Source organism: Streptomyces sp. NBC_01304 (assembly GCF_035975855.1).
Classification (GTDB): domain Bacteria; phylum Actinomycetota; class Actinomycetes; order Streptomycetales; family Streptomycetaceae; genus Streptomyces.
In genome coordinates, this window is the sequence record NZ_CP109055.1 from 7,880,393 (window position 1) to 7,904,221 (window position 23,829).

The following is a 23,829-nucleotide window of genomic DNA, read 5'->3' on the forward strand; positions in this document are numbered from 1 at the left end:
CTCAGCCCCGCAGGGCGAGCGCCTGGCCCGCCACCACGAGCAGGACGTGCTCGCACTCCGAGGCGAATGCCGCGTTCAGTCGGCCCAGTTCATCGCGGAAGCGCCGCCCGGCCGCCGTCGGCGGGACCACCCCCGAGCCGACCTCGTTCGACACCGCGACGACCGTGCGCCGGGTCTGCCGGACCGCGCCGACCAGCTGCTCCACCCGCTCCCGCAGCGCCCGCTCGCCACCCGCCGCCCACTTGTCGTCGTCCCACGCGGAGACCTGGTCCATCGCGTCGGTCAGCCAGAGCGCGAGGCAGTCCACGAGCAGCGGGGGCCCGCTGTCCTCCAGGAGCGGCACGAGGTCGCAGGTCTCGGTCGTACGCCACGACGAGGGCCGGCGTTCGCGGTGCAGGTGGACCCGCGCCGCCCACTCCGCGTCGCCGTCGCGGCTGCCGCCGGTGGCGACGTACAGCACCTGGGGGAACGCCTCCAGGCGCCGCTCGGCCTCGACGGACTTGCCCGAGCGGGCGCCGCCGAGCACCAGGGTGCGGCGCGGCACATCGGGCACCTCGTGGTACTCGCCGACCACGAGGGTCGTCCCGTCGGGCACCGCGCGGGCGCCCACCGCGGCGAGCCTGCGGTGCAGTTCGGGGCCCGCGGGCACGTCGTGGTCCAGGTGCACCGCCACCACGTCCGTCGTCGCGGTCACCGCGCCCACGGAGCGCAGCCGGGCCAGCGCGTCGGGCCGTCCGACGACGTCGACGACCACCATGTCGTACGGCTCCGAGTCCTCGAGCCCGGCCGGCGCCGCCCCCGGCGGCAGATAGAGCAGCCGCTCCCCGTCCGGCCCGGTCACCGCATAGCCCGTGCCGGGATGGTCCATCGCCACCGCCCGCACCCGGTGCCCGCCGAGCAGCGCCAACTCCCGCCCGTCCGGCACCCGCCCGGCCGGGGGCAGCCCGACGGGGTGCTCGAGGGCGGGCCCGTCGTGCGGATGCGTGAGGAGCACCTGCCGTACGCCGCCCAGGGTGTGCCCCGCGCGCGCGGCGGCGAACGCGGCGCCCGGGGTCAGGTCGAGCAGCAGCACGCCGTCCACGAGCAGCGCGGTCGCCGCCCGTACGGCCTCGCCGAGGCAGGCGGCGCAGGTGGCGCAGGGGCAGTCGGGGCGGGGCAGGCCCGCGGGGGCGCCGGTGCCGAGCAGAGTCAGTTCCACGGGGACGATCCTCCCGCGTCGGCGCAGGTCTTGCGCGCCCGGATAGGCTGCAACCGGCAGGTTGATCCAGATCGCGGCTCCGGCCGGGGCCTGGCTCGCGGCTTCGGGTGGATCTTGCGGATCTTTGGGAGGCGGACATGGCGGCGTGGACGTGGCGGTTCGAGAACTCCGACGGGACGGAGGTCCAGCCCGCGGTGCAGCCCGAGGACTGGACCACCCAGGGCGACGCGGAGTCCTGGATCGGTGAGCAGTGGAAGGAACTTCTCGAGGGCGGCGCGGAGCAGGTCCGCCTCTTCGAGGACGACAACGAGATCTACAAGATGAGTCTGCGCGCCGCCGCGGACGTATAGCGCCCGCACCGAGCGGCCCCAGCAGAACAGGACGACCGGCGCCCGCCATGGGCGCCGGTCGTCCTGTTCTGCCGAGAAGCCGAACGGGTTACATCTCGCCGAGCGTGACCTCGGCGGTCTTGCCGCTGCCGTCCCGGGAGTAGCCGACCTGGACCTGCTGGCCCGGCTGGTCGGCGGCGAGCGCCTCCGACAGGGAAGTGATCGTGGTGATGGTGGTGTCGCCGAGCTTGGTGATGATGTCGCCGGCCTTGATGCCCGCCTTGTCCGCGGCCCCGCCCGAGACGACGTCGACCACCGCGACGCCGGCGGCCCGGTAGTCGTCGCCACCGAGCACGGTGCGTCCGGTGATGCCGAGCGCGGCCCGGCCCGAGTCGGTGACCTTGCCGTCCTTGACGATCTGGTCGGCGATCGTCTTCACCATCGAGGCGGGGATCGCGAAGCCGATGCCGGGCGCCGCGCTGTCACCCATCTCGGGGTCGGTGGCCGCGAGGGTGGGGATGCCTACGACCTCGCTGTCCATGTTCACCAGGGCGCCGCCGCTGTTGCCCGGGTTGATCGCGGCGGAGGTCTGCACCATGTTGCCGATGGTCGCCCCCGTACCCCCGCCGGCCCGGCCCTCGCTCACGGTCCGGCCCGTCGCCGAGACGATGCCCTGGGTGACGCTGGACGACAGCCCGAGCGGCGAGCCCATCGCCAGGACCAGCTGGCCGACCTCGACCTTCGAGGAATCGCCGAACTTCGCGGCCTTCAGCCCGCTCGGCGGCTCGTCCAGCTTGATGACGGCCAGGTCCTGCTCCGGATAGCTCGACACCAGCTTGGCGGTGAGGGCCTGCTCGCCGGTGGCGGCGGTGACCTTGAAGGCCTTCTCCTCGCCGACCACATGGGCGTTGGTGACGATGTGGCCCTTGTCGTCGAAGACGATCCCGGAGCCGAGGCTGTCGGCGGCATCGATCTGGACGACCGACGGCAGCACGTCCTTGATCACCCTCTGGTAGTCGCTCTGGACATCGCTCGCGTCCTTGCGCGCCGCGGCGGCCTGGGTGGTGGCCTTGGTCGCCGAGGAGCCCGAACCGGAGTCCGAGCAGCCGCCGAGCAGGGCCGTGGCGAGGGCGGCTGCGGTGAGGGAGGCCAGCATGCGGACATGACGCGCGCGAGATCGATCCATGTCCGGAGTATCACTTTCGCGCCCCGGGGTCGGCCTGCGGTGAGGGGCCGATCAGGTGCCGGTCAGGGTGCGGGTGACGAGGGCTCAGGTGCCGGTGACGGCGGCTCGGATGCCGGTCGCGGCGGGTGCCGTGGCCAGGAACTGCGTCGCCGCCAGCTCCCCGTACAGCGGGTCGCCGGCCACCAGCTCGGCATGGGTCCCCACCGCGCGTACCCGCCCCGCGTCCATCACCACGATCCGGTCCGCGAGCGTCACCGTCGAGAGCCGGTGCGCCACCACCAGGACCGTCACCTCCCGGGACACCTCGGCCACCACATCGCGCAGCGCCAGCTCATTGACCGCGTCCAGCTGCGAGGTCGCCTCGTCGAGCAGCAGCAGCCGGGGCTTCCTGAGCAGTGCCCTGGCTATCGCCACGCGCTGCCGCTCCCCGCCGGACAGCTTGGACCCGCGATGCCCGACCACCGTCTCCAGTCCGTCGGGCAGCCGCTCGACCAGGGCATCGAGTCTGGCCCGTACGAGAACGTCCTCGATGTCGGCCTCGGTCGCGTCCGGCGCCGCGAAGAGCAGGTTCTCGCGCAGGGTGCCGGCGAGCACGGGCGCGTCCTGCTCGACGTAGCCGATGGCGCCCCGGAGGTTGGCGAGCGGCCACTCCAGCACGTCCTTGCCGTCGACCAGTACGCGCCCGCCCGTCGCCTCGTAGAACCGCTCGATCAGGCCGAACACGGTGGTCTTGCCCGCGCCCGAAGGGCCGACGAAGGCGGTCATCCCGGGCCCCGGCACCTCGAAGCTCACCCCGTGATGGACGTACGGAAGGCCTTCGCGATACCGGAAGGTCACGTCCTCGAAGACGACGGAGGCAGCCGCCTCACCCTTGGGGACCTCATCGCCGTCCTGCGTGTCCTCGATCTCCAGCCGCTCGGCCTGCACGATCCGGGCGATGGCGGCGGACCCCACCTGATACTGCGAGGCCGCCTCCACGAGCCGGGACACCGGATCGATCAAGTAGAAGAGAAAGAGAAGAAAGGCGACCAGCGTCGAGATCGAAATCGCCCCCGACGCGACCCGGGCCCCGCCGATCCCCAGGACCGCCAGGAACGACACCTGCACGGCGAGCCCGACCGAACTCCACGCCACCGCCTGCCACTTGGCGGACCGCACCCCGTGCCGCCACGCCTCTTGCGCCGCGTCCTGCACCACGGCGGCCTCGCGCTGCTCGGCGCCGGAGGCCTTCACCGTGCGGAAGGCGCCGAACGCCCGCTCCAGGGCGGTCGAGATGGTGCCGACCGCCTCCTGTGACCGCGCGGTGGCCTGCGCGATCTTCGGCATCACCAGGGTCACCGCACCCCCGATCAGGACGATCACCCCGAGGGTGACGCCGAGGAGCACGGCGTCCATCAGCCCCATCAGTACGACCGTCGCGAGGAAGGTGAGCCCACCGGAGACCGCCGACACCACGGACTGCGTGGTGACCGCCCGCAGGAGCGTGGTGTCCGAGGTGACCCGGGACATCAGATCGCCCGGCTGGGTCCGCTCCACCTCCGGCAGCCGCAGCCGCAGCAACCGCCCGATCAGGGACCGCCGCGCGGCAAGCACGACGGACTCCGCGGTGCGCTCCAGGATGTACGCGCCGACCGACTCGATCGCGGTACCGAGCACCACGAGCCCGGTCAGCACCACCAGAATCCCGGCAACGGAATCACCCCCACCGAGCCGATCCACCAACGCCTTGGCGGCCAACGGCTGAGCGAGCCCGGTGGCGGCACCGACCAGAGTGAACAGGGCCCCGAGCGCGACGACACCCCGATGGGGCCGAAAGTGCCGGTACAGGGCCCGCCAGGTCTCGCGGGCGGAGAGCTTCGGGGGCTTTTCGGGGGAGTCGGGGGTCACGTGGGACAGGACGCGGAAAGCGGGGGATCTGCCTGACATCTGCGGCCCGTCCGCATCTCTTCAGCCTGTCCGGCGTTTGAGGACGAGGCCGAAGGCCGACGGGGGTCCGGGGCGCGAAATCAGCCCCGAACCCCACAAAGATGCATCAACGCGGCAACCCGCCGATAAGGCTCGATCCGCCCCGCCCGCTCCTCAGCCGCAAGCAGCACCTCCAGCTCACCGGAAGGCGGAAGCTCCGCCGAGTCCGGAGCCAGGTCCGAAAAGACCCGCACTCCGTACCAAACGGCAAGCGGCGCCCCGATCCCCGCGAGCGTCGAGATCAGCGCCTCGATCCGATCGGCCCGGGCCGGCAGCCCGAGCCGATTCGTGTACGCGACGGAGTCGAACGAGGAGAGCGCACCGGCCCAGTCCCCGGACAGCCCCGGCCGCATGGCCAGGGCATCCCCGTTCCGTACGAGCAGCGAAAGCAGCCCGCCGGGGGCCAGCATCCGCGCCAGCCCCGCCAGCATCGCGTCCGGCTCCTCGACGTACATCAGTACGCCGTGGCACAACACGACATCGAAGGATCCGGGCAGGAAGTGCACACCCGTCTCACGCCCGTCACCGAGCACGAGCCGGACCCGCTTGCGGATGCCCTCGGGCTCGCCGGCCAGCGCGGAACGGGCCGCGGCCAGCATCTCCGCATCCGATTCGATCCCGGTGACCTGGTGCCCGGCCCGCGCGAGCCGCAGCGCCTGCGTGCCCTGCCCGGCCCCGACGTCGAGGACGCGGAGCCGCTGCCCGAACGGGAAGCGGCCCGCGATCTGCTCGTCCAGCTGCCGGGCCACCAGCTCCTGGCGTACGACGTTACGCAGCCCTCCGAGGCCACGCAGCCAGCTGTCCGCACCCCCCGTGAAGCCGCTTGCGGTCAGGGCCGCTCTCCGCGCTTGACCTGCGGCTTGGGCAGGCGAAGTCGACGCATCTGGAGCGTCCGCATCAGGGCGTAGGCGACGGCGCCGCGCTTGGGCTCGTCCGGGAAGCGCTCACGGAGCTGCTTCTTCAGGCGGATCGCGATGCCGATCGAGTCGACGACGATCAGCACGATCACGAAGAGCCAGAGCAGCAGCGCGATGTTCTGCAGCTGGGGAATCCGGACCATGCTCAGCACGAGGATGATCACGGCCAGCGGCAGGAAGTACTCGGCGATGCAGAACCGCGAGTCGACGAAGTCGCGCGCGAACTTGCGGACCTTGCCCTTGTCCCGGTTCGGCAGATAGCGCTCGTCACCGCTGGCGAGGGCCTCACGCTGCTTGGCCATGTCCGCACGGCGGGCGTCGCGCTGCCGCTTCGCCGCCTCCTTGCGGTTGGTCGGCGTGCTGGCCACACTGCGGCGCTGAGACTGGGCCTCGCTGCGCTTGGGGGTGGGGCGGCCCTTGGGAGCCTCGGGGTCGCGGGGCTGAGTGGAGTCGGTCACCGGCGCCTTGGCGGCCTGGGCCTTCTCGTCCTTGGAACGGCTACTGAACACAAAACCCAAGGGTACGGGGTGCGGGGTGTGGACTGCAGCCCACGGGGGAACGATCCCGCAACGGCAGTCGTCCTTACAGGGACACAGGGGTGTCCTTAACGGGACACAAGGGTGGTTGTCGCGGTTGTTCCCAAGGGATCGCGGGTTTCCCCCCAGGGTCTCCCCGATGGTCATCTACACCCTGGGCCCTAGCCGCCGGGACGCCAGTCGTCCTTGGGGAGGAGCGCATCGGCGCTCGAACAGTGCGGTAATAGAGGCAGGGCCCGTACGCTGGGTTCTGTTGCAGTGCTGGAGCTGGAACGTCGTCGGGAACTGTCAGAAGGGGGCGCGCGAAGCCCATGAGCGGTGTCATGAAGCGTATGGGGATGATCTTCCGCGCGAAGGCGAACAAGGCCCTTGACCGGGCCGAGGACCCGCGCGAGACCCTCGATTACTCGTACCAGAAGCAGCTGGAGCTGCTGCAGAAGGTGCGCCGCGGCGTCGCCGATGTGGCGACCTCCCGCAAGCGCCTGGAGCTGCAGCTCACGCAGCTGAACAAGCAGTCCTCGACCCTGGAGGACCAGGGCCGCAAGGCGCTCGCGCTCGGCCGTGAGGACCTGGCCCGCGAGGCCCTGTCCCGCCGTGCCGCGCTGCAGCAGCAGGTCAGCGACCTGGAGACGCAGCACCAGACGCTGCAGGGCGAGGAGGAGAAGCTCACTCTGGCGGCCCAGCGACTGCAGGCCAAGGTCGACGCCTTCCGCACCAAGAAGGAAACGATCAAGGCCACGTACACCGCCGCCCAGGCCCAGACCCGAATCGGCGAGGCCTTCTCCGGCATCTCCGAGGAGATGGGCGACGTCGGCATGGCGATCCAGCGTGCCGAGGACAAGACGGCGCAGCTGCAGGCCCGGGCCGGCGCCATCGACGAGCTCCTCGCCTCCGGCGCGCTCGACGACCAGTCGGGCATGGCCAAGGACGACATCCAGGCCGAGCTGGACCGCCTCTCCGGTGGTACGGACGTCGAGCTGGAACTGCAGCGCATGAAGGCCGAGCTGGCGGGTGGCCCGACCGGTGGCCAGCAGGCGATCGAGGGCGGCGCGGGCCAGACTCAGGCTCAGCCGCAGCAGGACACCCCGCGCTTCGACAAGCAGTAGTCCCTGAAGGTTCTTGCACGTCCCTGACTCTGAGGAGAGCGTCGTGATCGTACGGATCATGGGGGAGGGGCAGGTGAAGCTGGCGGACAGCCACTTCGCCGAACTGAACAAGCTGGACGACGAGCTTCTCGAGGAGATGGAGAACGGCGACGGGCCAGGCTTCCGCCGCACGCTGACCCAACTCCTCGACAAGGTCCGCGAGCTCGGCGCTCCACTGCCCGACGACGCGCTTGAGCCGTCGGAACTGATCCTCCCGTCCCCGGACGCGACGATCGAAGAGGTCCGTGCCCTGCTGAACGACGACGGCCTGATCCCGGGCTGACCCACACCAGCACCGTGTGCCCCGCTCTCCCGACAGGGAGAGCGGGGCACACATCTTTCCTTTCAGCCCGTCCGGCGTTTGAGGACAATCTTTTCGAGCCGGCGGCAGCCTTACGGGAAGGGGCGGGGAGGGGCAAAATCAGCCCGTCCGGCGAGGACCGGGGGCCCGGGGGCGGCGCCCCCGCGACCCAAGCCGGCACAGTCCAGCCACCAGCCGGAGGCTAACGTTGCACACCGTGACCACCCTCGCGAGACCCCAGAGCTGGCTCAAGGCACACCCCCTCGCCCTGGACGCCACCCTCGCGGCCTGCGTACTCGCCTGCATGGTCACCGGCTCCTTCGTGGAGCCGCACGGCCCGAACGGCCCCTACTTCGGCCGCGCCCCCGACCGCCTCAGCCTCGTCCTGATGGCGCTGGGCTCGCTCGCCCTGGTCTACCGCCGCCGCGCCCCGATGCTCGTACTCGCCGCGACCAGCGCGGTCACCGTCATCGAGCTGATCACCGGCGAGCCCCGAGCCCCGGTCGCCATGTCCGCGGTCATCGCGCTCTACACCGTCGCCGCCTCCACCGACCGGCCCACCACCTGGCGGGTCGGCCTCGCCACCATGGCCGTGCTCACCGCCGTCGCCATGCTGGCGGGCCCGCTGCCCTGGTACTCGCAGGAGAACCTGGGCGTCTTCGCCTGGACCGGCATGGCCGCCGCCGCGGGCGACGCGGTCCGCAGCCGCCGGGCCTTCGTCGACGCCATAAGGGAGCGCGCCGAGCGGGCCGAGCAGACCCGCGACGAGGAGGCCAGGCGCCGCGTCGCCGAGGAGCGGCTGCGGATCGCCCGCGATCTTCACGACGTGGTCGCCCACCACATCGCCCTGGTCAACGTCCAGGCCGGCGTCGCCTCGCACGTGATGGACAAGCGCCCCGACCAGGCCAAGGAAGCGCTCGCGCACGTACGCGAGGCGAGCCGGTCCGCGCTCAACGAACTGCGCGCCACCGTCGGCCTGTTGCGCCAGTCCGGAGACCCGGAGGCCCCCACCGAGCCCGCTCCCGGCCTCGCCCGCCTCGCCGACCTGGTGGACACCTTCCGACACGCCGGGCTCCCTGTGGAGGTCGTACGCGCCGACGACGGCATGACGCTTCCGGCGGCCGTCGACCTGGCGGCGTACCGCGTCATCCAGGAAGCGCTGACGAACGTGCAGAAGCACGCGGGCCAGGATGCGAAGGCCGAGGTCAGCGTCATACGCGTAGGACCGAACGTAGAAGTCACGATCCTCGACGACGGCCCGCAACCGGATCCGAAGGCCAGAGCCAAGAGCGACGCCAAGTCCGACGCCAAGGCCGAAGCGGAGCCCGAGCCCGGCGGCGGCCACGGCCTCCTCGGCATGCGCGAGCGCGCCACCGCGCTCGGCGGCAGCATCGCGGTCGGCCCCCGGTACGGCGGCGGTTTCCGGGTGCATGCGATCCTGCCCCTCCAGCCGCGTACAGGGGAGAAGACATGACGATCCGGGTGCTGCTCGCGGACGACCAGGCCCTGCTGCGCAGCGCTTTCAGGGTCCTGGTCGACTCCGAGCCCGACATGGAGGTCGTCGGCGAGGCCTCGGACGGCGCCGAGGCGGTCCGGCTCGCGAAGGACGAGCGCGCCGATGTCGTCCTGATGGACATCCGGATGCCCGGCACGGACGGCCTCGCCGCGACCCGCATGATCAGCGAGGACCCGGCGCTCGGGCAGGTGCACGTGGTGATGCTGACGACGTTCGAGGTCGACGAGTACGTGGTGCAGTCGCTGCGGGCCGGCGCCTCCGGATTCCTCGGCAAGGGCTCGGAGCCCGAGGAGTTGCTGAACGCCATCCGGGTGGCCGCCGCGGGCGAGGCGCTGCTCTCGCCGACCGCGACCAAAGGGCTGATCGCCAAGTTCCTCGCCCAGGGCGACAGTTCGGACGGCAGTGGCGAAAGCGGGGCGCACGCGGAGCGGCTCGCGGCGCTCACCGGCAGGGAGCGCGAGGTCCTGGTCCAGGTCGCCGGAGGCCTGTCCAACGACGAGATCGCCGAGCGGCTCACGGTCAGCCCGCTCACCGTGAAGACCCATGTGAACCGCGCGATGGCGAAGCTGGGCGCCCGCGACCGGGCGCAACTCGTGGTGATTGCCTACGAATCGGGCCTTGTTCACCCGCGAGCGGACTGAACGCCACCCGCCCCGGCGTGGACCGAACGCCCCCGCGCGGTCTGCGTACACCGAAGGGTGGACCGATCCCGAACCCTGCGTACTGCGTCCGCAGTATGCGCCGGATAAGGAAAGGCACCTGGGAGCTAGGGATTGTGCCTCGCGCATGGCTGAGGGTGTAGGGGCGCCGAACTCCGCACCGGACTTCGCACCGGACGGCGCCTCCTGCCGCTCATGCCACAGAAGAGAGACCCCCACCCATGTCCTGGCTGTCCAGATTCAGCCTCGCCCAACGGGCCCTGGTCGGACTGATGTCGATCGTCGCGCTCGTCTTCGGCGCGATCGCCATCCCGCAGCTCAAGCAGCAGCTGCTCCCCTCCATCGAGCTTCCGATGGTGTCGATCATCGCGCCGTACCAGGGTGCCTCCCCCGACGTGGTCGAGAAGCAGGTCGTCGAGCCCCTCGAATCCACCCTCGACGCGGTCGACGGCATCACCGGCATGACCTCCACGGCGAGCGAGGGCAACGCCGTGATCATGGCCCAGTTCGACTACGGCCCCGGCTCCAAGCAGCTCGTCGCCGACGTCCAGCAGGCCGTGAACCGGGCCCGCGCCCAGCTCCCCGAGGACGTCGACCCGCAGGTCGTGGCCGGCTCCACGGACGACATCCCGACCGTCGTGCTCGCCGCGTCCACCGAGGGCAAGGACCAGCAGGCGCTCGCCGACAAGCTGGACCGCACCGTCGTCCCCGCGCTCGAGGACATCGACGGCGTCGCCCAGGTCACCGTCGACGGCGTCCGTGACCTCCAGGTCGCGGTCACCCCGGACGACGCCAAGCTGGCCAAGGCGGGCCTGACTTCGGCCGCGCTCGGCCAGGCCCTGCAGGCGGGCGGCGGGACCATGCCGGCCGGCTCCTTCGACGAGGACGGCAACAACCGCACCGTCCAGGTCGGCGGCGGCTTCACCTCGCTCCAGCAGATCGAGGACCTCCGCATCACCCCCGAGGCCAAGCCGGGGGCCGCGAAGGGCAAGCCCGCGAAGCCCGTCCGCCTCGGTGACGTCGCGAAGGTCGAGCAGGAGGAGGCCAAGGCCGACTCCCTGACCCGCACCAACGGCGAGCCCAGCCTCGCCGTGGTCGTCACCATGGACAAGGACGGCTCCGCGGTCGCGATCTCCGACGGGGTCAAGGACCAACTGCCCGACCTCCGCAAGGACTTGGGCAAGGGCGCCGACCTGACCGTGGTCTCCGACCAGGGCCCGGCCGTCTCCAAGTCGATCTCCGGCCTGACCACCGAGGGCGCCCTCGGCCTGGCCTTCGCGGTCCTGGTGATCCTGGTCTTCCTGGCGTCGATCCGCTCGACCCTGGTCACCGCGGTCTCCATCCCGCTCTCGGTCGTGCTGGCCCTGATCGTCCTGTGGACCCGCGACCTCTCCCTCAACATGCTCACCCTCGGCGCGCTGACGATCGCGATCGGCCGGGTCGTCGACGACTCGATCGTGGTCCTGGAGAACATCAAGCGCCACCTCTCCTACGGCGAGGAGCGCGAGTCCGCGATCCTCACCGCGGTCCGGGAAGTCGCGGGCGCGGTCACCTCCTCGACGCTCACCACGGTCGCGGTGTTCCTGCCGATCGGCCTGGTCGGCGGCATGGTGGGCGAGCTCTTCGGCTCCTTCTCCCTCACCGTGACGGCAGCGCTCCTTGCGTCGCTGCTCGTCTCGCTGACCGTGGTCCCGGTGCTCTCGTACTGGTTCCTGCGGGCTCCCAAGGGCACCCCCGAGGACGCCGACGAGGCCCGCCGCCTCGCGGAGGAGAAGGAGAACCGCTCCAGGCTGCAGCGGATCTACGTTCCCGTCCTGCGCTTCGCCACCCGGCGTCGCCTGACCAGCGTGGCCCTGGCGATCGTCGTCCTGGTCGGCACGTTCGGCATGGCCCCCCTGCTGAAGACCAACTTCTTCGACCAGGGCGAGCAGGAAGTCCTTTCCATCAAGCAGGAGTTGAAGCCGGGCACCAGCCTGGCCGCGACCGACGAGTCCACCAAGAAGATCGAGAAGGTCCTCTCCGGCCTCGACGAGGTCAAGGACTACCAGGTCACCATCGGCTCCTCCGGCTGGCTCGCGGCCTTCGGCGGCGGCACCGACACCAACCAGGCCTCGTACCAGATCACGCTCGCCGACTCGGCGTCGTACGAGGACACCCGCGACAAGATCGACGACGAGCTGGCCAAGCTCGACGGCATCGGCGACACCCGCATCGCGGCCGGCGACGGCTTCGGCAACCAGGACCTCAGCGTGGTGGTCAAGGCCGCCGACGCCGACGTACTGAACAAGGCCGCCGAGCAGGTCCGCGACGAGATCGCGAAGCTCGACGACGTCACCGACGTGCAGAGCGACCTGGCCCAGTCCGTGCCCCGGATCTCGGTCCGGGCCAACGACAAGGCGGCCGCCGCCGGCTTCAACGACACCACCCTCGGCCAGGCCGTCACCCAGGCGGTCCGCGGCACCACGAGCGCCAAGGCGATCCTCGACGACACCGAGCGCGACGTCCTGGTGAAGTCGGCGAAGCCCGCCAAGACGCTGGACGAGCTGAAGGACCTGAAGCTCGGCCCGGTGAAGCTGGGCGACATCGCGACCGTCAAGCTCGTCGACGGCCCGGTCTCCATGACCCGGATCGACGGCTCCCGGGCCGCCACCATCACGGCGAAGCCGACCGGCGACAACACGGGCGCGGTCAGCGCCAAGCTCCAGACGAAGATCAACGAGCTGGAGAAGAAGCTGCCCGAGGGCGCCACGGTCTCCATCGGCGGCGTCTCCTCCGACCAGGACGAGGCCTTCGCCTCGCTCGGCCTCGCCATGCTGGCGGCGATCGCGATCGTCTTCATGCTGCTCGTGGCGACGTTCCGCTCCCTCCTCCAGCCGCTGATCCTGCTGGTCTCCATCCCGTTCGCGGCCACCGGTGCGATCGGCCTGCTTGTCGCCACCGGTACGCCGATGGGTGTGCCGTCGATGATCGGCATGCTGATGCTCATCGGCATCGTGGTCACCAACGCGATCGTCCTGATCGACCTGATCAACCAGTACCGGGCCAAGGGTTACGGCGTGGTCGAGGCGGTCATCGAGGGCGGCCGGCACCGCCTGCGCCCGATCCTGATGACGGCCCTGGCGACGATCTTCGCCCTGCTCCCGATGGCGGCGGGCATCACCGGCGAGGGCGGCTTCATCGGCCAGCCCCTGGCGGTGGTCGTGATCGGCGGCCTGATCAGCTCGACCCTGCTGACGCTCCTCCTGGTGCCGACGCTGTACGCGATGCTCGAGCTCCGCAAGGAGCGCCGGGCCAAGAAGAAGGCGGCCAAGCGCGCCAAGAAGCTGGGCATCCCGGCCCAGCAGACCGAGGCGGAGCCCGCGCAGGTCTAGTGGGCAGTACGTCGATGGGGCGTCCCCCTCTTGGAGAGGGGGACGCCCCATCGACGTATCCGCAAAACGGCCCCTACAGGAACATGCCCGACGGCACGAACGCGGTCGGCGGCCGCATCCCGCGCAGACACACATAGGCCCCGGCGGTCACCTCGAGGCGGGCGGCGAACAGCACGTCCACCGCCCACTCCTGCTCGGCGGTGACATTGGCGACCGTCACCGTGGTGCCCGCGTCGAGACGAAGGAGCGCCGAGGTGAGCAGCCGGGCGCCGACCTGCTCGGTGGTCGCGACGACGGTGAGGACCTTCCCGTCGGCCCTGTCGAAGTAGCAGTAGCCACTGCCCGCCTCGTCGTCCGCGACCAACAGGCCGGCGCGGCGCAGGAGTTCGTCGTGGTCGGGGCCGTGCGCCCCGCCCCGCTTGAGCCGGTCGACGCCGTCCATGAGCTCCCGGTGCTCGGGACCGCCCACCAGCACCGGCCCGTCCGGAGCGGCGAGTCCCGCCGGATCGAGGGTCCCTTTGAAGCGCATCGCCGGATGCAGCGTGAACCCGGCACCCCGGTAGGCGCGCGCGGCCCGGGGATCGGGGGACCCGGAGATGATCCCGCGCGGACAGTCGGCGCCGTACGCCACGGCCCGCCCCAGTAGTGCCCGCCCAACTCCCTTGCCCTGCGCGGCCGGTGACACGACGAGGAGGGAGAGCCCCCAGGTGCCCTCGCGCTTCGAGGCGAGCGCGGCACCGAGGGGCTCTCCCTCCTCGTCGAAGGCGAGCCAGCAGCCGCCGGGGTCCGTGCGGACGAAGTGCCGGTTCAGGGCGACCTCACGGGCGATGCTCTCCGGAGCCGGCTCGGGATCCGGTGGCTCGCCGAGCGAGGCCCTCAGGGACTCGAAAGCGGCCGTGGCGATCAGTCGTACGGCTTCGAGGTCTTCGGCGGTGTCCCGCATGGGCCTGAGGATCATGCCCTCAAGCTACGGACAACGCCGAAGCCCCGAAACGTAATTTCGTACGTCCCTACGTCCCTACGTCCCTACGGCAGCGCCAGCATCCGCTCAAGGGCCAGCTTCGCGAACTGCTCCGTCTCCCGGTCGACCTCGATCCGGTTGACCAGGTTCCCCTCGGCCAGGGACTCAAGGGTCCACACCAGGTGCGGCAGGTCGATCCGGTTCATGGTCGAGCAGAAGCAGACCGTCTTGTCGAGGAAGACGACCTCCTTGTCCTCGGCGGCGAAGCGGTTGGCGAGGCGGCGAACCAGGTTGAGCTCGGTGCCGATGGCCCACTTGGAGCCGGCCGGGGCCGCCTCCAGGGTCTTGATGATGTACTCCGTCGACCCGACGTAGTCCGCGGCCGCCACGACCTCGTGCTTGCACTCGGGGTGCACGAGGACGTTCACGCCGGGGATCCGCGTCCGCACGTCAGCCACGGAGTCCAGCGAGAACCGGCCGTGCACCGAGCAGTGCCCGCGCCACAGGATCATCTTCGCGTCGCGCAGCTGCTCGGCGGTGAGCCCGCCGTTCGGCTTGTGCGGGTTGTAGAGGACGCAGTCGTCGAGCGACATCCCCATGTCCCGTACGGCGGTGTTGCGGCCGAGGTGCTGGTCCGGCAGGAAGAGCACCTTCTCGCCCTGCTCGAAGGCCCACTCCAGGGCCTTCTTGGCGTTGGAGGAGGTGCAGATGGTGCCGCCGTGCTTGCCGGTGAAGGCCTTGATGTCGGCGGAGGAGTTCATGTACGAGACGGGCACGACCTGCTCGGCCACGCCGGCCTCGGTCAGCACGTCCCAGCACTCGGCGACCTGCTCGGCCGTCGCCATGTCGGCCATGGAACAGCCGGCGGCGAGGTCCGGGAGCACTACCTTCTGGTCGTCCGTCGTCAGGATGTCCGCGGACTCGGCCATGAAGTGCACACCGCAGAAGACGATGTACTCGGCCTCCGGCTTGGCGGCCGCGTCACGCGCGAGCTTGAAGGAGTCCCCGGTGACGTCGGCGAACTGGATGACCTCGTCGCGCTGGTAGTGGTGGCCGAGCACGAAGACCTTGTCCCCGAGCTTCTCCTTGGCCGCGCGGGCGCGCTCCACCAGGTCCGGGTCGGATGCGGCGGGCAGGTCACCAGGGCAGTCGACACCGCGCTCGCTCTTCGGGTCGGCCTCGCGACCGAGCAGGAGCAGGGCGAGCGGAGTCGGCTGGACGTCAAGCTCTACGGGGGATTGGGCGGTGGTCACGACACGCACCCTTTCTTCTTCTTCCGCGGGCACACCCATGGTCTGGGCATGCTTTTCGTCGAATTGACGTTATCTATCATAACTGCTTCACGTCAGTTTGACGATGGCCATCGTGTCGATGTGACGCATTCCCCGGCGCACCGGCCTGGACGTTCCGGCGGCGCAGTGTGCGAGCATGAAGGTGCAGGAAAAGCTGCAGCAGAATCAGCGCGCCAGGCCCGGAATGAATCCGTGGCCCCGACGGTTCAACCAGTCGGCAAGCAGTCCGAACAACCCGGGAGACAAGCAGATGTCCGTATCGGACGAGAAGACCACTGTCAGCGACGGCATCCTCCTGTCCGAGGCCGCCGCGGGCAAGGTCAAGGCCCTGCTCGACCAGGAAGGCCGTGACGACCTCGCGCTGCGCGTCGCCGTCCAGCCCGGCGGCTGCTCCGGCCTCCGCTACCAGCTCTTCTTCGACGAGCGCTCGCTCGACGGCGACGTCGTCAAGGACTTCGACGGCGTCAAGGTCGTCACCGACCGCATGAGCGCCCCGTACCTCGGCGGCGCCTCGATCGACTTCGTCGACACCATCGAGAAGCAGGGCTTCACCATCGACAACCCCAACGCCACGGGCTCCTGCGCCTGCGGCGACTCGTTCAGCTAAGCCTTTTCGCGTACGCGGCCCACGGCGGCCGCGTACGCACGAAAGCGGCGGCCCCCGTGCACCGGGTGGCCGCCGCTTTCGCGTATGCCTCGCGTCCCTCTACGGCCTCACTTGCGAGGCACCACAGCTCCGTCGGAGCCGACCACCTTGCGGTCGCCCAGCGGCTTTTCGAGCGACACCGTCTTGGTGTGCTCCTTCGCGATCATGATGCAGTAGGTGCCCTTCTTCATCGGGGCCTCGTCCACCATGACCTGGACCTCGTCCGCGCTCTCCTTGGCGCTCGCGGTGTATTCGTTGCACGCGCCGCCCCAGAACTTCACGGTCAGCGACTTCCCGTCCGACTTCTCGCTCGTGCCGTACGACTCGACCTTGACGCTGCGGTGCTGCGGGGTATCCGGCGGGGTGTCACCCGGCTGCCCGCTCGTCGGCGGCTGGGAGGGCCCCGTGGTCGAACTCTGGGGCGCGGCAAGGAACTTGGGGTCCACCGCCGGGTGAGTGATGGTGAACGCCTTCTCGGCCCCGGCCGGCTTCACCTCGAACAGCCACGACGGCACCAGGGTCTGCCGCCCCTCCTCGAAGTGCACCGCGAGCCCGAACGTCGCACCGGACACGGTCACCGGCTCCGGCTTGGGCGCCGTGGTACCCGTATCGGGCGGGCAGGCCTCGTCCTTGCCCTCGCCGGGCGCGATCGCCGGATCGTCGTGCGGCACGGCGCTCGCGCAGCCGCCGATGCCCACGCGCCCGTCACCCGTCGCCGACTTGTTCAGGAGCTCCAGCGTCTTCTCCGCGCTGATGACGGGGTACGTCGCCCCCTTCACCGGCTTCGTCAACTGGCCGCTGCCACCCGCGAGTTGCCCGTCCGGGCCGACCTGGATCCCGGTCGACCAGCCGTACGTGGGCAGCCCGCCCACCTTCGGGTCGGCGTTCACCACCCGCATCGCGACGGTGGTCTGCGTCGCGTCCAGCTTCGCGTCGTCCTGGCCGACGGCCTTGAGCACGGGTGCCGCCGCGGCCTTCGCGACCGCCTCGCTCACCGGGTTCTGGCCGGCGCCCAGAGCAATGGACGGGCGATAGCACCGCTCGTCGCCCAGCTTGCAGTTGTCGGATGCGCCGCCCTTGAACGCGCTGAACGTCCAGCTCCCGGGCGCCTGCCGGGTCACGGTGAGCACCGGCCCGTCCTGCGGCTTGCCCACCGTCCAGTTGGTCCCGTCCGAGCGCGGCGTGCCCGACACCTTCAGGGCCTTGGCCAGCGCCGACACCTGCTCGGCGGTCACCTCACCCTGTGGCCGGTACACGGCGGCGGAGTCCGGCCCGTCCGGCAGCTCGCCGTCCGCCCGGTAGCGCGCCCCGCTCGGGTCGGGCTCGCCGGGCGCGATGCCCTCCGTGTGGCCGTCCAGCACCAGCGGGGGAGGGGTGCCGTCGCCCGCCGGGGCACCGGAGTCCGGCCGTCCGCCACCGCCGGCGGCGTTCGCCGCGAAGTACGCGCCCCCGCCGCCCGCGATCAGCACCGCGGCCGCGACGGAGGCGACAGCCAGCGGGGAACGCCGCCTGCGGGGTTCCTCTGGGGTCTGCTCGCTAGTCACCGCGTCACTCCTTCACCAACGACGGTCGTCCTGCCGTATGTCCTATCCCCTTTCGGGGGGACTGGCCATGGGACGAACCGGGGGAGCGTGCGGTTCCCTTCTTCTGCGCCCCTCAGTTCCCGAAGTCGTTCATGCCGTCCACGATCCGCGCCGACGTCGGCGGGACGACGACACCGTGGATGCGCGACGGGGAGACGGGGCCGGGCGTGGCCTCTCGAGCGGGCGTCCAGTGCGGCACCATCCGGGCGCAGTCCCCCTGCAGCTGCTTCAGCGTGAAATCAGCGGTCAGAGCGGGCTCGGGCAGCGCGATGTGCTTCGACATGTACGCACCGTACGCACGCCTCACCAAGATAAAAAAGGTCTACTATCGGGTAGTTTTGCCAGTTCAGCGATACTGGCCCGACCCGGTAGCGTGGAGTGTCAATCTCCCCCGCAGCCTCTCCGCAGGAGACCTCCGCGATGCGTATCGCAGTCACCGGCTCCATCGCCACCGACCACCTCATGACCTTCCCCGGCCGATTCGCCGACCAACTGGTCGCCGATCAGCTGCACACGGTCTCGCTCTCCTTCCTGGTCGACAACCTCGACGTCCGCAGGGGAGGCGTCGCCCCGAACATCTGCTTCGGCATGGGCCAGCTCGGCGGCAAGCCGATCCTGGTGGGTGCCGCAGGTTACGACTTCGACGAGTACCGCGCCTGGCTCGACCGGCACGGCGTCGACACCACCTCGGTCCGGATCTCCGAGACCCTGCACACGGCCCGCTTCGTGTGCACCACGGACGCCGACCACAACCAGATCGGCTCCTTCTACACGGGCGCCATGAGCGAGGCCCGCCAGATCGAGCTGCAGACCGTCGCCGAGCGCGTCGGCGGCCTCGACCTCGTCCTGATCGGCGCCGACGACCCGGAGGCGATGCTCCGCCATACCGAGGAGTGCCGCTCGAGGAACATCCCGTTCGCCGCCGACTTCTCGCAGCAGATCGCGCGCATGGACGGCGAGGAGATCCGCATCCTCCTGGACGGCGCCGAGTACCTCTTCTCCAACGAGTACGAGAAGGGCCTCATCGAGTCCAAGACCGGCTGGACCGACAAGGAGATCCTCGGCAAGGTCGGCCACCGCGTCACCACCCTCGGCTCCCGCGGCGTGCGCATCGAGCGCGTCGGCCAGGACCCGATCGAGGTCGGCGTGCCCGAGGAGGACGCCAAGGTCGACCCGACCGGCGTCGGCGACGCGTTCCGCGCGGGCTTCCTCACCGGCCTCGGCTGGGGCGTCGGCCTGGAGCGCGCCGCCCAGCTCGGCTGCATGCTGGCCACGCTGGTCATCGAGACCCTGGGCACCCAGGAGTACACCCTGCGCCGCGCCCACTTCATGGACCGCTTCACCAAGGCGTACGGCTTCGAGGCCGCCACCGAGGTCCAGGAGCACCTGGCGTAACCGGCGTGACTACGAGAGCCGGCGGACCACATAGGCCCACCCCTGGTCCGCCGGCTCCTCGCCGACGTACTCCTGGTTCTGCAGATGGCACCAGGCCCGGATGTCGAGCTCGGCGACCTCGTCGTCGGACAGGACCGTCACCGTGCCGCCGACCGGCACGTCACCGATGACCTTCGCCAGCTCGATCACCGGAATCGGACACCGCTCCCCGAGCGCGTCCACGACCAGCGACTGGGCCCGCGCCGGCCGGACAGCCGCCACCGGCGCCCCGAGCTTCTCCCGTACGGACCCGACAACTCCCGGAAGTACGGCCAGAAACTCCTCGACCACTTCGGCCGAGGTCCCCACGGGCAGCGAAACGCGGACATTCCCCTCGCTCAGCACCCCCATCGCCTTCAGCACATGGCTCGGGGTCAGCGTCGAACTCGTACAGGAAGAACCGGACGACACGGAGAAACCCGCCCGGTCCAGCTCGTGCAGCAGGGTCTCCCCGTCGACATAGAGACACGAGAAGGTCACCAGGTGCGGCAGCCGCCGCTCGGGATCGCCCACGACCGCCACGTCCGGCACCAGCTGCGGCACCCGCGCCCGGATCCGCTCCGTCAACTCCCGCAGCCGCACCGCCTCCTGAGCGGCCTCGGCATGCACCGCCCGCAGCGAGGCCGCGGCGGCCACGATCGCCGGCAGGTTCTCGAACCCGGCCGCGCGCCCCGACTCCCGCTCGTCGAGCGGCCCTTGAGCGGCGAACCGCACTCCCTTGCGTACGGCCAGCAGCCCGACGCCCGCGGGCCCGCCCCATTTGTGGGCACTCCCGGCAAGCAGCGACCAGTCACCGGCCACCGGCCCCCACGGCAGCGACTGCGCCCCGTCCACCAGGAGCGGCACCCCCGCCGCCCGGCACGCCTCGGCGACCTCCGCGACCGGCTGCACCGTGCCCACCTCGTGGTTGGCGCTCTGCAGGCACGCCAGCGCGGTGTCCGCGCGCAGGGCTTCGGCGTACGCGGCCACGTTGACGCGGCCCGACCGGTCCACCGGCACCTGTGTCGCCGCGCCGTCCCGGCTCTCATGGTCGGCGGCCGAATGGAGCACTGCCGAGTGTTCGACCGCAGACACCACCACATGCCGCCCGACACGCCGCCGTCCCGCGAGCGCGCCCGCGATCCCGGAGTGCACCGCGCGCGTCCCCGAAGAGGTGAAGACGAGCTCGTCCGGGCGGCATCCCACCGCCTGTGCGGCGGCCTCCCGGGCGGCGTCGAGCAGCAGCCGTGCCCGCCGTCCCTCCTTGTACAGCCGGGCCGGATCGGCCCATCCCTCGTCCAGCGAGGCGAGCAGCGCCTGGCGGGCAACGGGGTGCAGGGGAGCGGAGGAAGCGACGTCGAAGTAGGGCACGCCGTCACGCTACCGGGCGTCGCGGAGCGCCGGCCCGGGCCGCCCGAAGGCCTTCGCCGACTTACTGTCGGTATCAATCAAGGGACCGTCAGTTGCCTGCTCAAGCGCGGGATTCAGGCCGGATTCCACCCCTTCGGGTCGCTGCTCGGCGCGTTGGGCACCCTCCCCGCGCGACCCCAAATAGCGTCCAGTAGGGTTTGGTCCGCATAAACATCCAAACCCCTGCCCGTACAGGGACCGGAGCCCGACCCGCCAACGGCCGAGCCCGGCCGATCGGGCGAGACTCTCGGGAAGGCGCTACGTGAGTCCCAACGGCTCCGACCGCTCGTCGCGGCGCCCGATGCGGCGGAAGCTGCCGCAGGTGCTGACTGCGGGCCTGATCCTTGCGACCGCTACCGGTTGCGCATACAAGGACTTCCCCCGCCTTGGAATGCCCACCCCCGTCACGGAAGAGGCTCCTCGGATCCTCTCGCTGTGGCAGGGCTCCTGGGCCGCCGCGCTCGCCACGGGCGTGCTCGTGTGGGGCCTGATCCTGTGGAGTGTCATTTTCCACCGGCGCAGCCGCACCAAGGTCGAGGTACCTCCGCAGACCCGGTACAACATGCCCATCGAGGCCTTGTACACGGTGGTTCCGCTCATCATCGTCTCGGTGTTGTTCTACTTCACCGCACGAGACGAATCGAAGCTCCTCGGCCTCTCCGAGAAGCCCGCACACACGGTCAACGTGGTGGGCTTCCAGTGGAGCTGGGGCTTCAACTACGTCGAGGACGTCCCCGGTTCCGAGGGTGACGCCAAGACGAACAAGGATCTGGGAGCGATCCCGGACAAGTTCAAGAAGGACTTCCCGGCCAACGCCGGCGGCGTCTACGAGGTCGGCACGCCCGGCACGGACACCCGCGGCAGCAAGGAAACGGGCGCCAAGAGCCCCGGTCCGACGCTGTGGCTGCCCAAGGGCGAGAAGGTCCGGTTCGTCCTGACCTCGCGCGACGTCATCCACTCCTTCTGGGTGGTGCCGTTCCTGATGAAGCAGGACGTCATCCCCGGCCACACCAATGTCTTCGAGGTGACTCCGAACCAGGAGGGCACCTTCATGGGCAAGTGCGCCGAGCTCTGCGGTGTGGACCACTCCCGGATGCTCTTCAACGTGAAGGTCGTTTCCCCCGAGGAGTACCAGAAGCACCTCGAGGACCTGGCGAAGAAGGGTCAGACCGGGTACATCCCGTCCGGCATTGAGCAGACGGACCCGGCCAGGAATGCGGAGAAGAACCAACTGTGAGCATCCTCAATGAACCCAAGGGTGTAGCCGCAGCTGACGACTCGTACGAGAACGAGCTCCCGGTTCGGCGCAGGCAGCCCGGTATTGCCGTGATCAAGTGGATGACCACCACTGACCACAAGACCATCGGCACGATGTACCTGGTCACGTCGTTCGTGTTCTTCTGCATCGGCGGTCTGATGGCGCTCTTCATGCGCGCCGAACTGGCCCGTCCCGGCACGCAGATCATGTCGAACGAGCAGTTCAACCAGGCGTTCACGATGCACGGCACGATCATGCTGCTGATGTTCGCGACGCCGCTGTTCGCCGGATTCGCGAACTGGATCATGCCGCTGCAGATCGGTGCGCCCGACGTGGCGTTCCCGCGGCTGAACATGTTCGCCTACTGGCTCTACCTGTTCGGCTCGATCATCGCGGTGGCCGGCTTCCTCACCCCGCAGGGTGCGGCCGACTTCGGCTGGTTCGCCTACTCCCCGCTGTCGGACGCCGTCCGCTCGCCGGGCATCGGCGCCGACATGTGGATCATGGGTCTGGCCTTCTCCGGCTTCGGCACGATCCTCGGCTCGGTCAACTTCATCACGACCATCATCTGCATGCGCGCTCCCGGCATGACGATGTTCCGGATGCCGATCTTCACCTGGAACGTGCTGCTGACCGGTGTGCTGGTCCTGCTCGCCTTCCCGGTCCTGGCGGCCGCGCTGTTCGCCCTGGAGGCGGACCGCAAGTTCGGTGCGCATGTCTTCGACGCCGCCAATGGCGGGGCCTTGCTATGGCAACACCTCTTCTGGTTCTTCGGCCATCCAGAGGTGTACATCATCGCCCTACCATTCTTCGGAATCATTTCCGAAGTCATCCCGGTCTTCTCCCGGAAGCCGATGTTCGGCTACATCGGTCTGGTCGGCGCGACGATCGCGATCGCCGGTCTGTCCGTGACGGTGTGGGCGCACCACATGTACGTCACCGGCGGCGTGCTCCTGCCGTTCTTCTCCTTCATGACGTTCCTCATCGCCGTGCCGACGGGCGTGAAGTTCTTCAACTGGATCGGAACGATGTGGAAGGGCTCGTTGTCCTTCGAGACACCGATGCTCTGGGCCGTCGGCTTCCTGATCACCTTCACCTTCGGTGGTCTGACCGGCGTCATCCTGGCCTCGCCGCCGATGGACTTCCACGTCTCGGACTCGTACTTCGTGGTCGCGCACTTCCACTACGTCATCTTCGGCACCGTGGTGTTCGCGATGTTCTCCGGATTCCACTTCTGGTGGCCGAAGTTCACCGGCAAGATGCTGGACGAGCGGCTCGGCAAGATCACGTTCTGGACGCTGTTCGTGGGCTTCCACGGCACGTTCCTGGTGCAGCACTGGCTGGGCGCCGAGGGCATGCCGCGTCGGTACGCGGACTACCTCGCGGCGGACGGCTTCACCGCGCTGAACACGATCTCGACGATCAGCTCGTTCCTGCTCGGTCTGTCGATGCTCCCCTTCATGTACAACGTCTGGAAGACGGCGAAGTACGGCAAGAAGGTCGAGGTCGACGACCCGTGGGGCTACGGCCGCTCGCTCGAGTGGGCGACGTCCTGCCCGCCGCCGCGGCACAACTTCCTCACGCTGCCGCGGATCCGTTCCGAATCCCCCGCGTTCGACCTGCATCACCCTGAGATCTCGGCGATCGACCAGCTCGACGCCGGTCACGGTGACAAGGCGCTCGCCGGTGGCAAGGAGGCCGGCAAGTGAAGGTCCAAGGCAAGATGTTCATCTGGCTGGCCGTCTTCGTGCTGGCCATGGCCATCGTCTACGGCGTCTGGTCGAAGGAGCCGGTAGGCACCACGGCGCTCTTCCTCGCCTTCGGTCTCTGCATCATGATCGGCTACTACCTGGCCTTCACGGCCCGGCGCGTGGACGCCATGGCGCAGGACAACAAGGAGGCCGAGGTCGCGGACGAGGCCGGCGAGGTGGGCTTCTTCAGCCCGCACAGCTGGCAGCCGCTCGCGCTGGCCATCGGTGGCGCGCTCGCCTTCATGGGCGTCATCTTCGGCTGGTGGCTGATGTACTTCTCGGCGCCGATCATCCTGATCGGCCTGTGGGGCTGGGTCTTCGAGTACTACCGCGGCGAGAACCAGACGCAGTGAGCCGCTGACCCGTTAACACGCAGTATCGAAGAGGGACCC

The 23,829-nt window shown here is 69.8% G+C and carries 21 protein-coding genes; 11 read left to right on the forward strand and 10 right to left on the reverse strand.

All coding sequences use genetic code 11. The features are described from left to right. Position 1: 1 nt before the first annotated feature. Positions 2 to 1,198, reverse strand: a complete 1,197-nt coding sequence (locus tag OG430_RS35000) for a bifunctional adenosylcobinamide kinase/adenosylcobinamide-phosphate guanylyltransferase (protein WP_327356656.1) — start codon at positions 1,196 to 1,198, stop codon at positions 2 to 4. Between the two features lie 137 nt (positions 1,199 to 1,335). Between OG430_RS35000 and OG430_RS35005 the strand changes: the two genes are divergently transcribed. Next, positions 1,336 to 1,548 carry a hypothetical protein gene (locus OG430_RS35005; protein WP_327356657.1) on the forward strand — a complete coding sequence of 71 codons (213 nt, stop codon included), beginning with the start codon at positions 1,336 to 1,338 and terminating at the stop codon, positions 1,546 to 1,548. An 88-nt stretch (positions 1,549 to 1,636) separates the two neighbouring features. On the opposite strand, the gene OG430_RS35010 is transcribed toward OG430_RS35005, so the two are convergent. From OG430_RS35010 to OG430_RS35025, 4 genes are all read right to left on the reverse strand, one after another. Then, positions 1,637 to 2,713, reverse strand: coding sequence for a S1C family serine protease (locus OG430_RS35010; RefSeq protein WP_327356658.1), 1,077 nt, complete (start codon positions 2,711 to 2,713; stop codon positions 1,637 to 1,639). Between the two features lie 84 nt (positions 2,714 to 2,797). Beyond that, positions 2,798 to 4,639 carry an ABC transporter ATP-binding protein gene (locus tag OG430_RS35015; RefSeq protein ID WP_442816610.1) on the reverse strand — a complete coding sequence of 614 codons (1,842 nt, stop codon included), beginning with the start codon at positions 4,637 to 4,639 and terminating at the stop codon, positions 2,798 to 2,800. Between the two features lie 80 nt (positions 4,640 to 4,719). Next, a complete protein-coding gene (locus OG430_RS35020; RefSeq protein WP_327356659.1) occupies positions 4,720 to 5,427 on the reverse strand; it encodes a class I SAM-dependent methyltransferase in 708 nt (235 codons plus the stop codon). Positions 5,428 to 5,507: 80 nt separating this feature from the next. Then, on the reverse strand, positions 5,508 to 6,158 hold the full coding sequence (locus OG430_RS35025; protein WP_327359355.1) for a DUF3043 domain-containing protein: 651 nt from the start codon (positions 6,156 to 6,158) through the stop codon (positions 5,508 to 5,510). Positions 6,159 to 6,442: 284 nt separating this feature from the next. On the opposite strand from OG430_RS35025, the gene OG430_RS35030 reads away from it, so the two are divergent. From OG430_RS35030 to OG430_RS35050, 5 genes are all read left to right on the forward strand, one after another. Next, positions 6,443 to 7,237, forward strand: coding sequence for a PspA/IM30 family protein (locus tag OG430_RS35030; protein ID WP_327356660.1), 795 nt, complete (start codon positions 6,443 to 6,445; stop codon positions 7,235 to 7,237). Between the two features lie 43 nt (positions 7,238 to 7,280). Further along, positions 7,281 to 7,559 (forward strand): PspA-associated protein PspAA, encoded by a 279-nt coding sequence (gene pspAA, locus OG430_RS35035; protein ID WP_327356661.1) that lies wholly within the window; start codon positions 7,281 to 7,283, stop codon positions 7,557 to 7,559. A gap of 235 nt (positions 7,560 to 7,794) precedes the next feature. Continuing rightward, positions 7,795 to 9,051 (forward strand): sensor histidine kinase, encoded by a 1,257-nt coding sequence (locus OG430_RS35040; RefSeq protein ID WP_327356662.1) that lies wholly within the window; start codon positions 7,795 to 7,797, stop codon positions 9,049 to 9,051. Continuing rightward, complete coding sequence (locus OG430_RS35045) at positions 9,048 to 9,734, forward strand: response regulator transcription factor (RefSeq protein WP_327356663.1); 687 nt, start codon at positions 9,048 to 9,050, stop codon at positions 9,732 to 9,734. Before OG430_RS35040 ends, OG430_RS35045 begins: the two co-directional genes overlap by 4 nt. A gap of 239 nt (positions 9,735 to 9,973) precedes the next feature. Next, on the forward strand, positions 9,974 to 13,123 hold the full coding sequence (locus OG430_RS35050) for an efflux RND transporter permease subunit (protein ID WP_327356664.1): 3,150 nt from the start codon (positions 9,974 to 9,976) through the stop codon (positions 13,121 to 13,123). A gap of 73 nt (positions 13,124 to 13,196) precedes the next feature. On the opposite strand, the gene OG430_RS35055 is transcribed toward OG430_RS35050, so the two are convergent. Together OG430_RS35055 and nadA are read right to left on the reverse strand one after the other, a co-directional pair. Beyond that, on the reverse strand, positions 13,197 to 14,081 hold the full coding sequence (locus OG430_RS35055; protein WP_327356665.1) for a GNAT family N-acetyltransferase: 885 nt from the start codon (positions 14,079 to 14,081) through the stop codon (positions 13,197 to 13,199). 68 nt (positions 14,082 to 14,149) lie between these two features. Beyond that, positions 14,150 to 15,337, reverse strand: coding sequence for a quinolinate synthase NadA (gene nadA / locus OG430_RS35060; protein WP_327356666.1), 1,188 nt, complete (start codon positions 15,335 to 15,337; stop codon positions 14,150 to 14,152). Between the two features lie 289 nt (positions 15,338 to 15,626). Here nadA and OG430_RS35065 point away from each other — a divergent pair, with 289 nt between their 5' ends. After that, positions 15,627 to 15,983 (forward strand): HesB/IscA family protein, encoded by a 357-nt coding sequence (locus OG430_RS35065; protein WP_327359356.1) that lies wholly within the window; start codon positions 15,627 to 15,629, stop codon positions 15,981 to 15,983. A gap of 107 nt (positions 15,984 to 16,090) precedes the next feature. On the opposite strand, the gene OG430_RS35070 is transcribed toward OG430_RS35065, so the two are convergent. Further along, positions 16,091 to 17,566, reverse strand: coding sequence for a hypothetical protein (locus OG430_RS35070; protein WP_327356667.1), 1,476 nt, complete (start codon positions 17,564 to 17,566; stop codon positions 16,091 to 16,093). Positions 17,567 to 17,678: 112 nt separating this feature from the next. Beyond that, positions 17,679 to 17,888 carry a hypothetical protein gene (locus tag OG430_RS35075; protein WP_327356668.1) on the reverse strand — a complete coding sequence of 70 codons (210 nt, stop codon included), beginning with the start codon at positions 17,886 to 17,888 and terminating at the stop codon, positions 17,679 to 17,681. Between the two features lie 137 nt (positions 17,889 to 18,025). Here OG430_RS35075 and OG430_RS35080 point away from each other — a divergent pair, with 137 nt between their 5' ends. Continuing rightward, on the forward strand, positions 18,026 to 19,000 hold the full coding sequence (locus OG430_RS35080; protein WP_327356669.1) for a carbohydrate kinase family protein: 975 nt from the start codon (positions 18,026 to 18,028) through the stop codon (positions 18,998 to 19,000). Between the two features lie 9 nt (positions 19,001 to 19,009). Here the strand turns inward: OG430_RS35080 and OG430_RS35085 are convergent, their stop codons facing one another. Further along, complete coding sequence (locus OG430_RS35085; RefSeq protein ID WP_327356670.1) at positions 19,010 to 20,389, reverse strand: cysteine desulfurase/sulfurtransferase TusA family protein; 1,380 nt, start codon at positions 20,387 to 20,389, stop codon at positions 19,010 to 19,012. Positions 20,390 to 20,690: 301 nt separating this feature from the next. Between OG430_RS35085 and ctaC the strand changes: the two genes are divergently transcribed. Genes ctaC through OG430_RS35100 form a run of 3 tightly spaced genes read left to right on the forward strand, consistent with a single transcriptional unit; the run spans position 20,691 to position 23,790 of the window. Next, positions 20,691 to 21,665, forward strand: coding sequence for an aa3-type cytochrome oxidase subunit II (gene ctaC / locus OG430_RS35090; protein WP_327356671.1), 975 nt, complete (start codon positions 20,691 to 20,693; stop codon positions 21,663 to 21,665). Then, entirely contained in the window at positions 21,662 to 23,395 is a 1,734-nt protein-coding gene (gene ctaD / locus OG430_RS35095; RefSeq protein WP_327356672.1) for an aa3-type cytochrome oxidase subunit I, read from the forward strand. The genes ctaC and ctaD overlap by 4 nt, the downstream gene beginning before the upstream one ends. Further along, positions 23,392 to 23,790 carry a cytochrome c oxidase subunit 4 gene (locus tag OG430_RS35100; RefSeq protein WP_327356673.1) on the forward strand — a complete coding sequence of 133 codons (399 nt, stop codon included), beginning with the start codon at positions 23,392 to 23,394 and terminating at the stop codon, positions 23,788 to 23,790. The genes ctaD and OG430_RS35100 overlap by 4 nt, the downstream gene beginning before the upstream one ends. Positions 23,791 to 23,829: the final 39 nt, after the last annotated feature.

Bases quoted from the DNA above. Each gene is read 5' to 3' on its own strand.
- OG430_RS35010 (WP_327356658.1), bottom strand. From the start codon at position 2,713: ATGGATCGATCTCGCGCGCGTCATGTCCGCATGCTGGCCTCCCTCACC.
- OG430_RS35045 (WP_327356663.1), top strand. From the start codon at position 9,048: ATGACGATCCGGGTGCTGCTCGCGGACGACCAGGCCCTGCTGCGCAGC.
- OG430_RS35075 (WP_327356668.1), bottom strand. From the start codon at position 17,888: ATGTCGAAGCACATCGCGCTGCCCGAGCCCGCTCTGACCGCTGATTTC.
- OG430_RS35055 (WP_327356665.1), bottom strand. From the start codon at position 14,081: ATGATCCTCAGGCCCATGCGGGACACCGCCGAAGACCTCGAAGCCGTA.
- OG430_RS35030 (WP_327356660.1), top strand. From the start codon at position 6,443: ATGAGCGGTGTCATGAAGCGTATGGGGATGATCTTCCGCGCGAAGGCG.
- OG430_RS35080 (WP_327356669.1), top strand. From the start codon at position 18,026: ATGCGTATCGCAGTCACCGGCTCCATCGCCACCGACCACCTCATGACC.
- OG430_RS35065 (WP_327359356.1), top strand. From the start codon at position 15,627: ATGTCCGTATCGGACGAGAAGACCACTGTCAGCGACGGCATCCTCCTG.
- OG430_RS35015 (WP_442816610.1), bottom strand. From the start codon at position 4,639: ATGTCAGGCAGATCCCCCGCTTTCCGCGTCCTGTCCCACGTGACCCCC.
- OG430_RS35050 (WP_327356664.1), top strand. From the start codon at position 9,974: ATGTCCTGGCTGTCCAGATTCAGCCTCGCCCAACGGGCCCTGGTCGGA.
- OG430_RS35005 (WP_327356657.1), top strand. From the start codon at position 1,336: ATGGCGGCGTGGACGTGGCGGTTCGAGAACTCCGACGGGACGGAGGTC.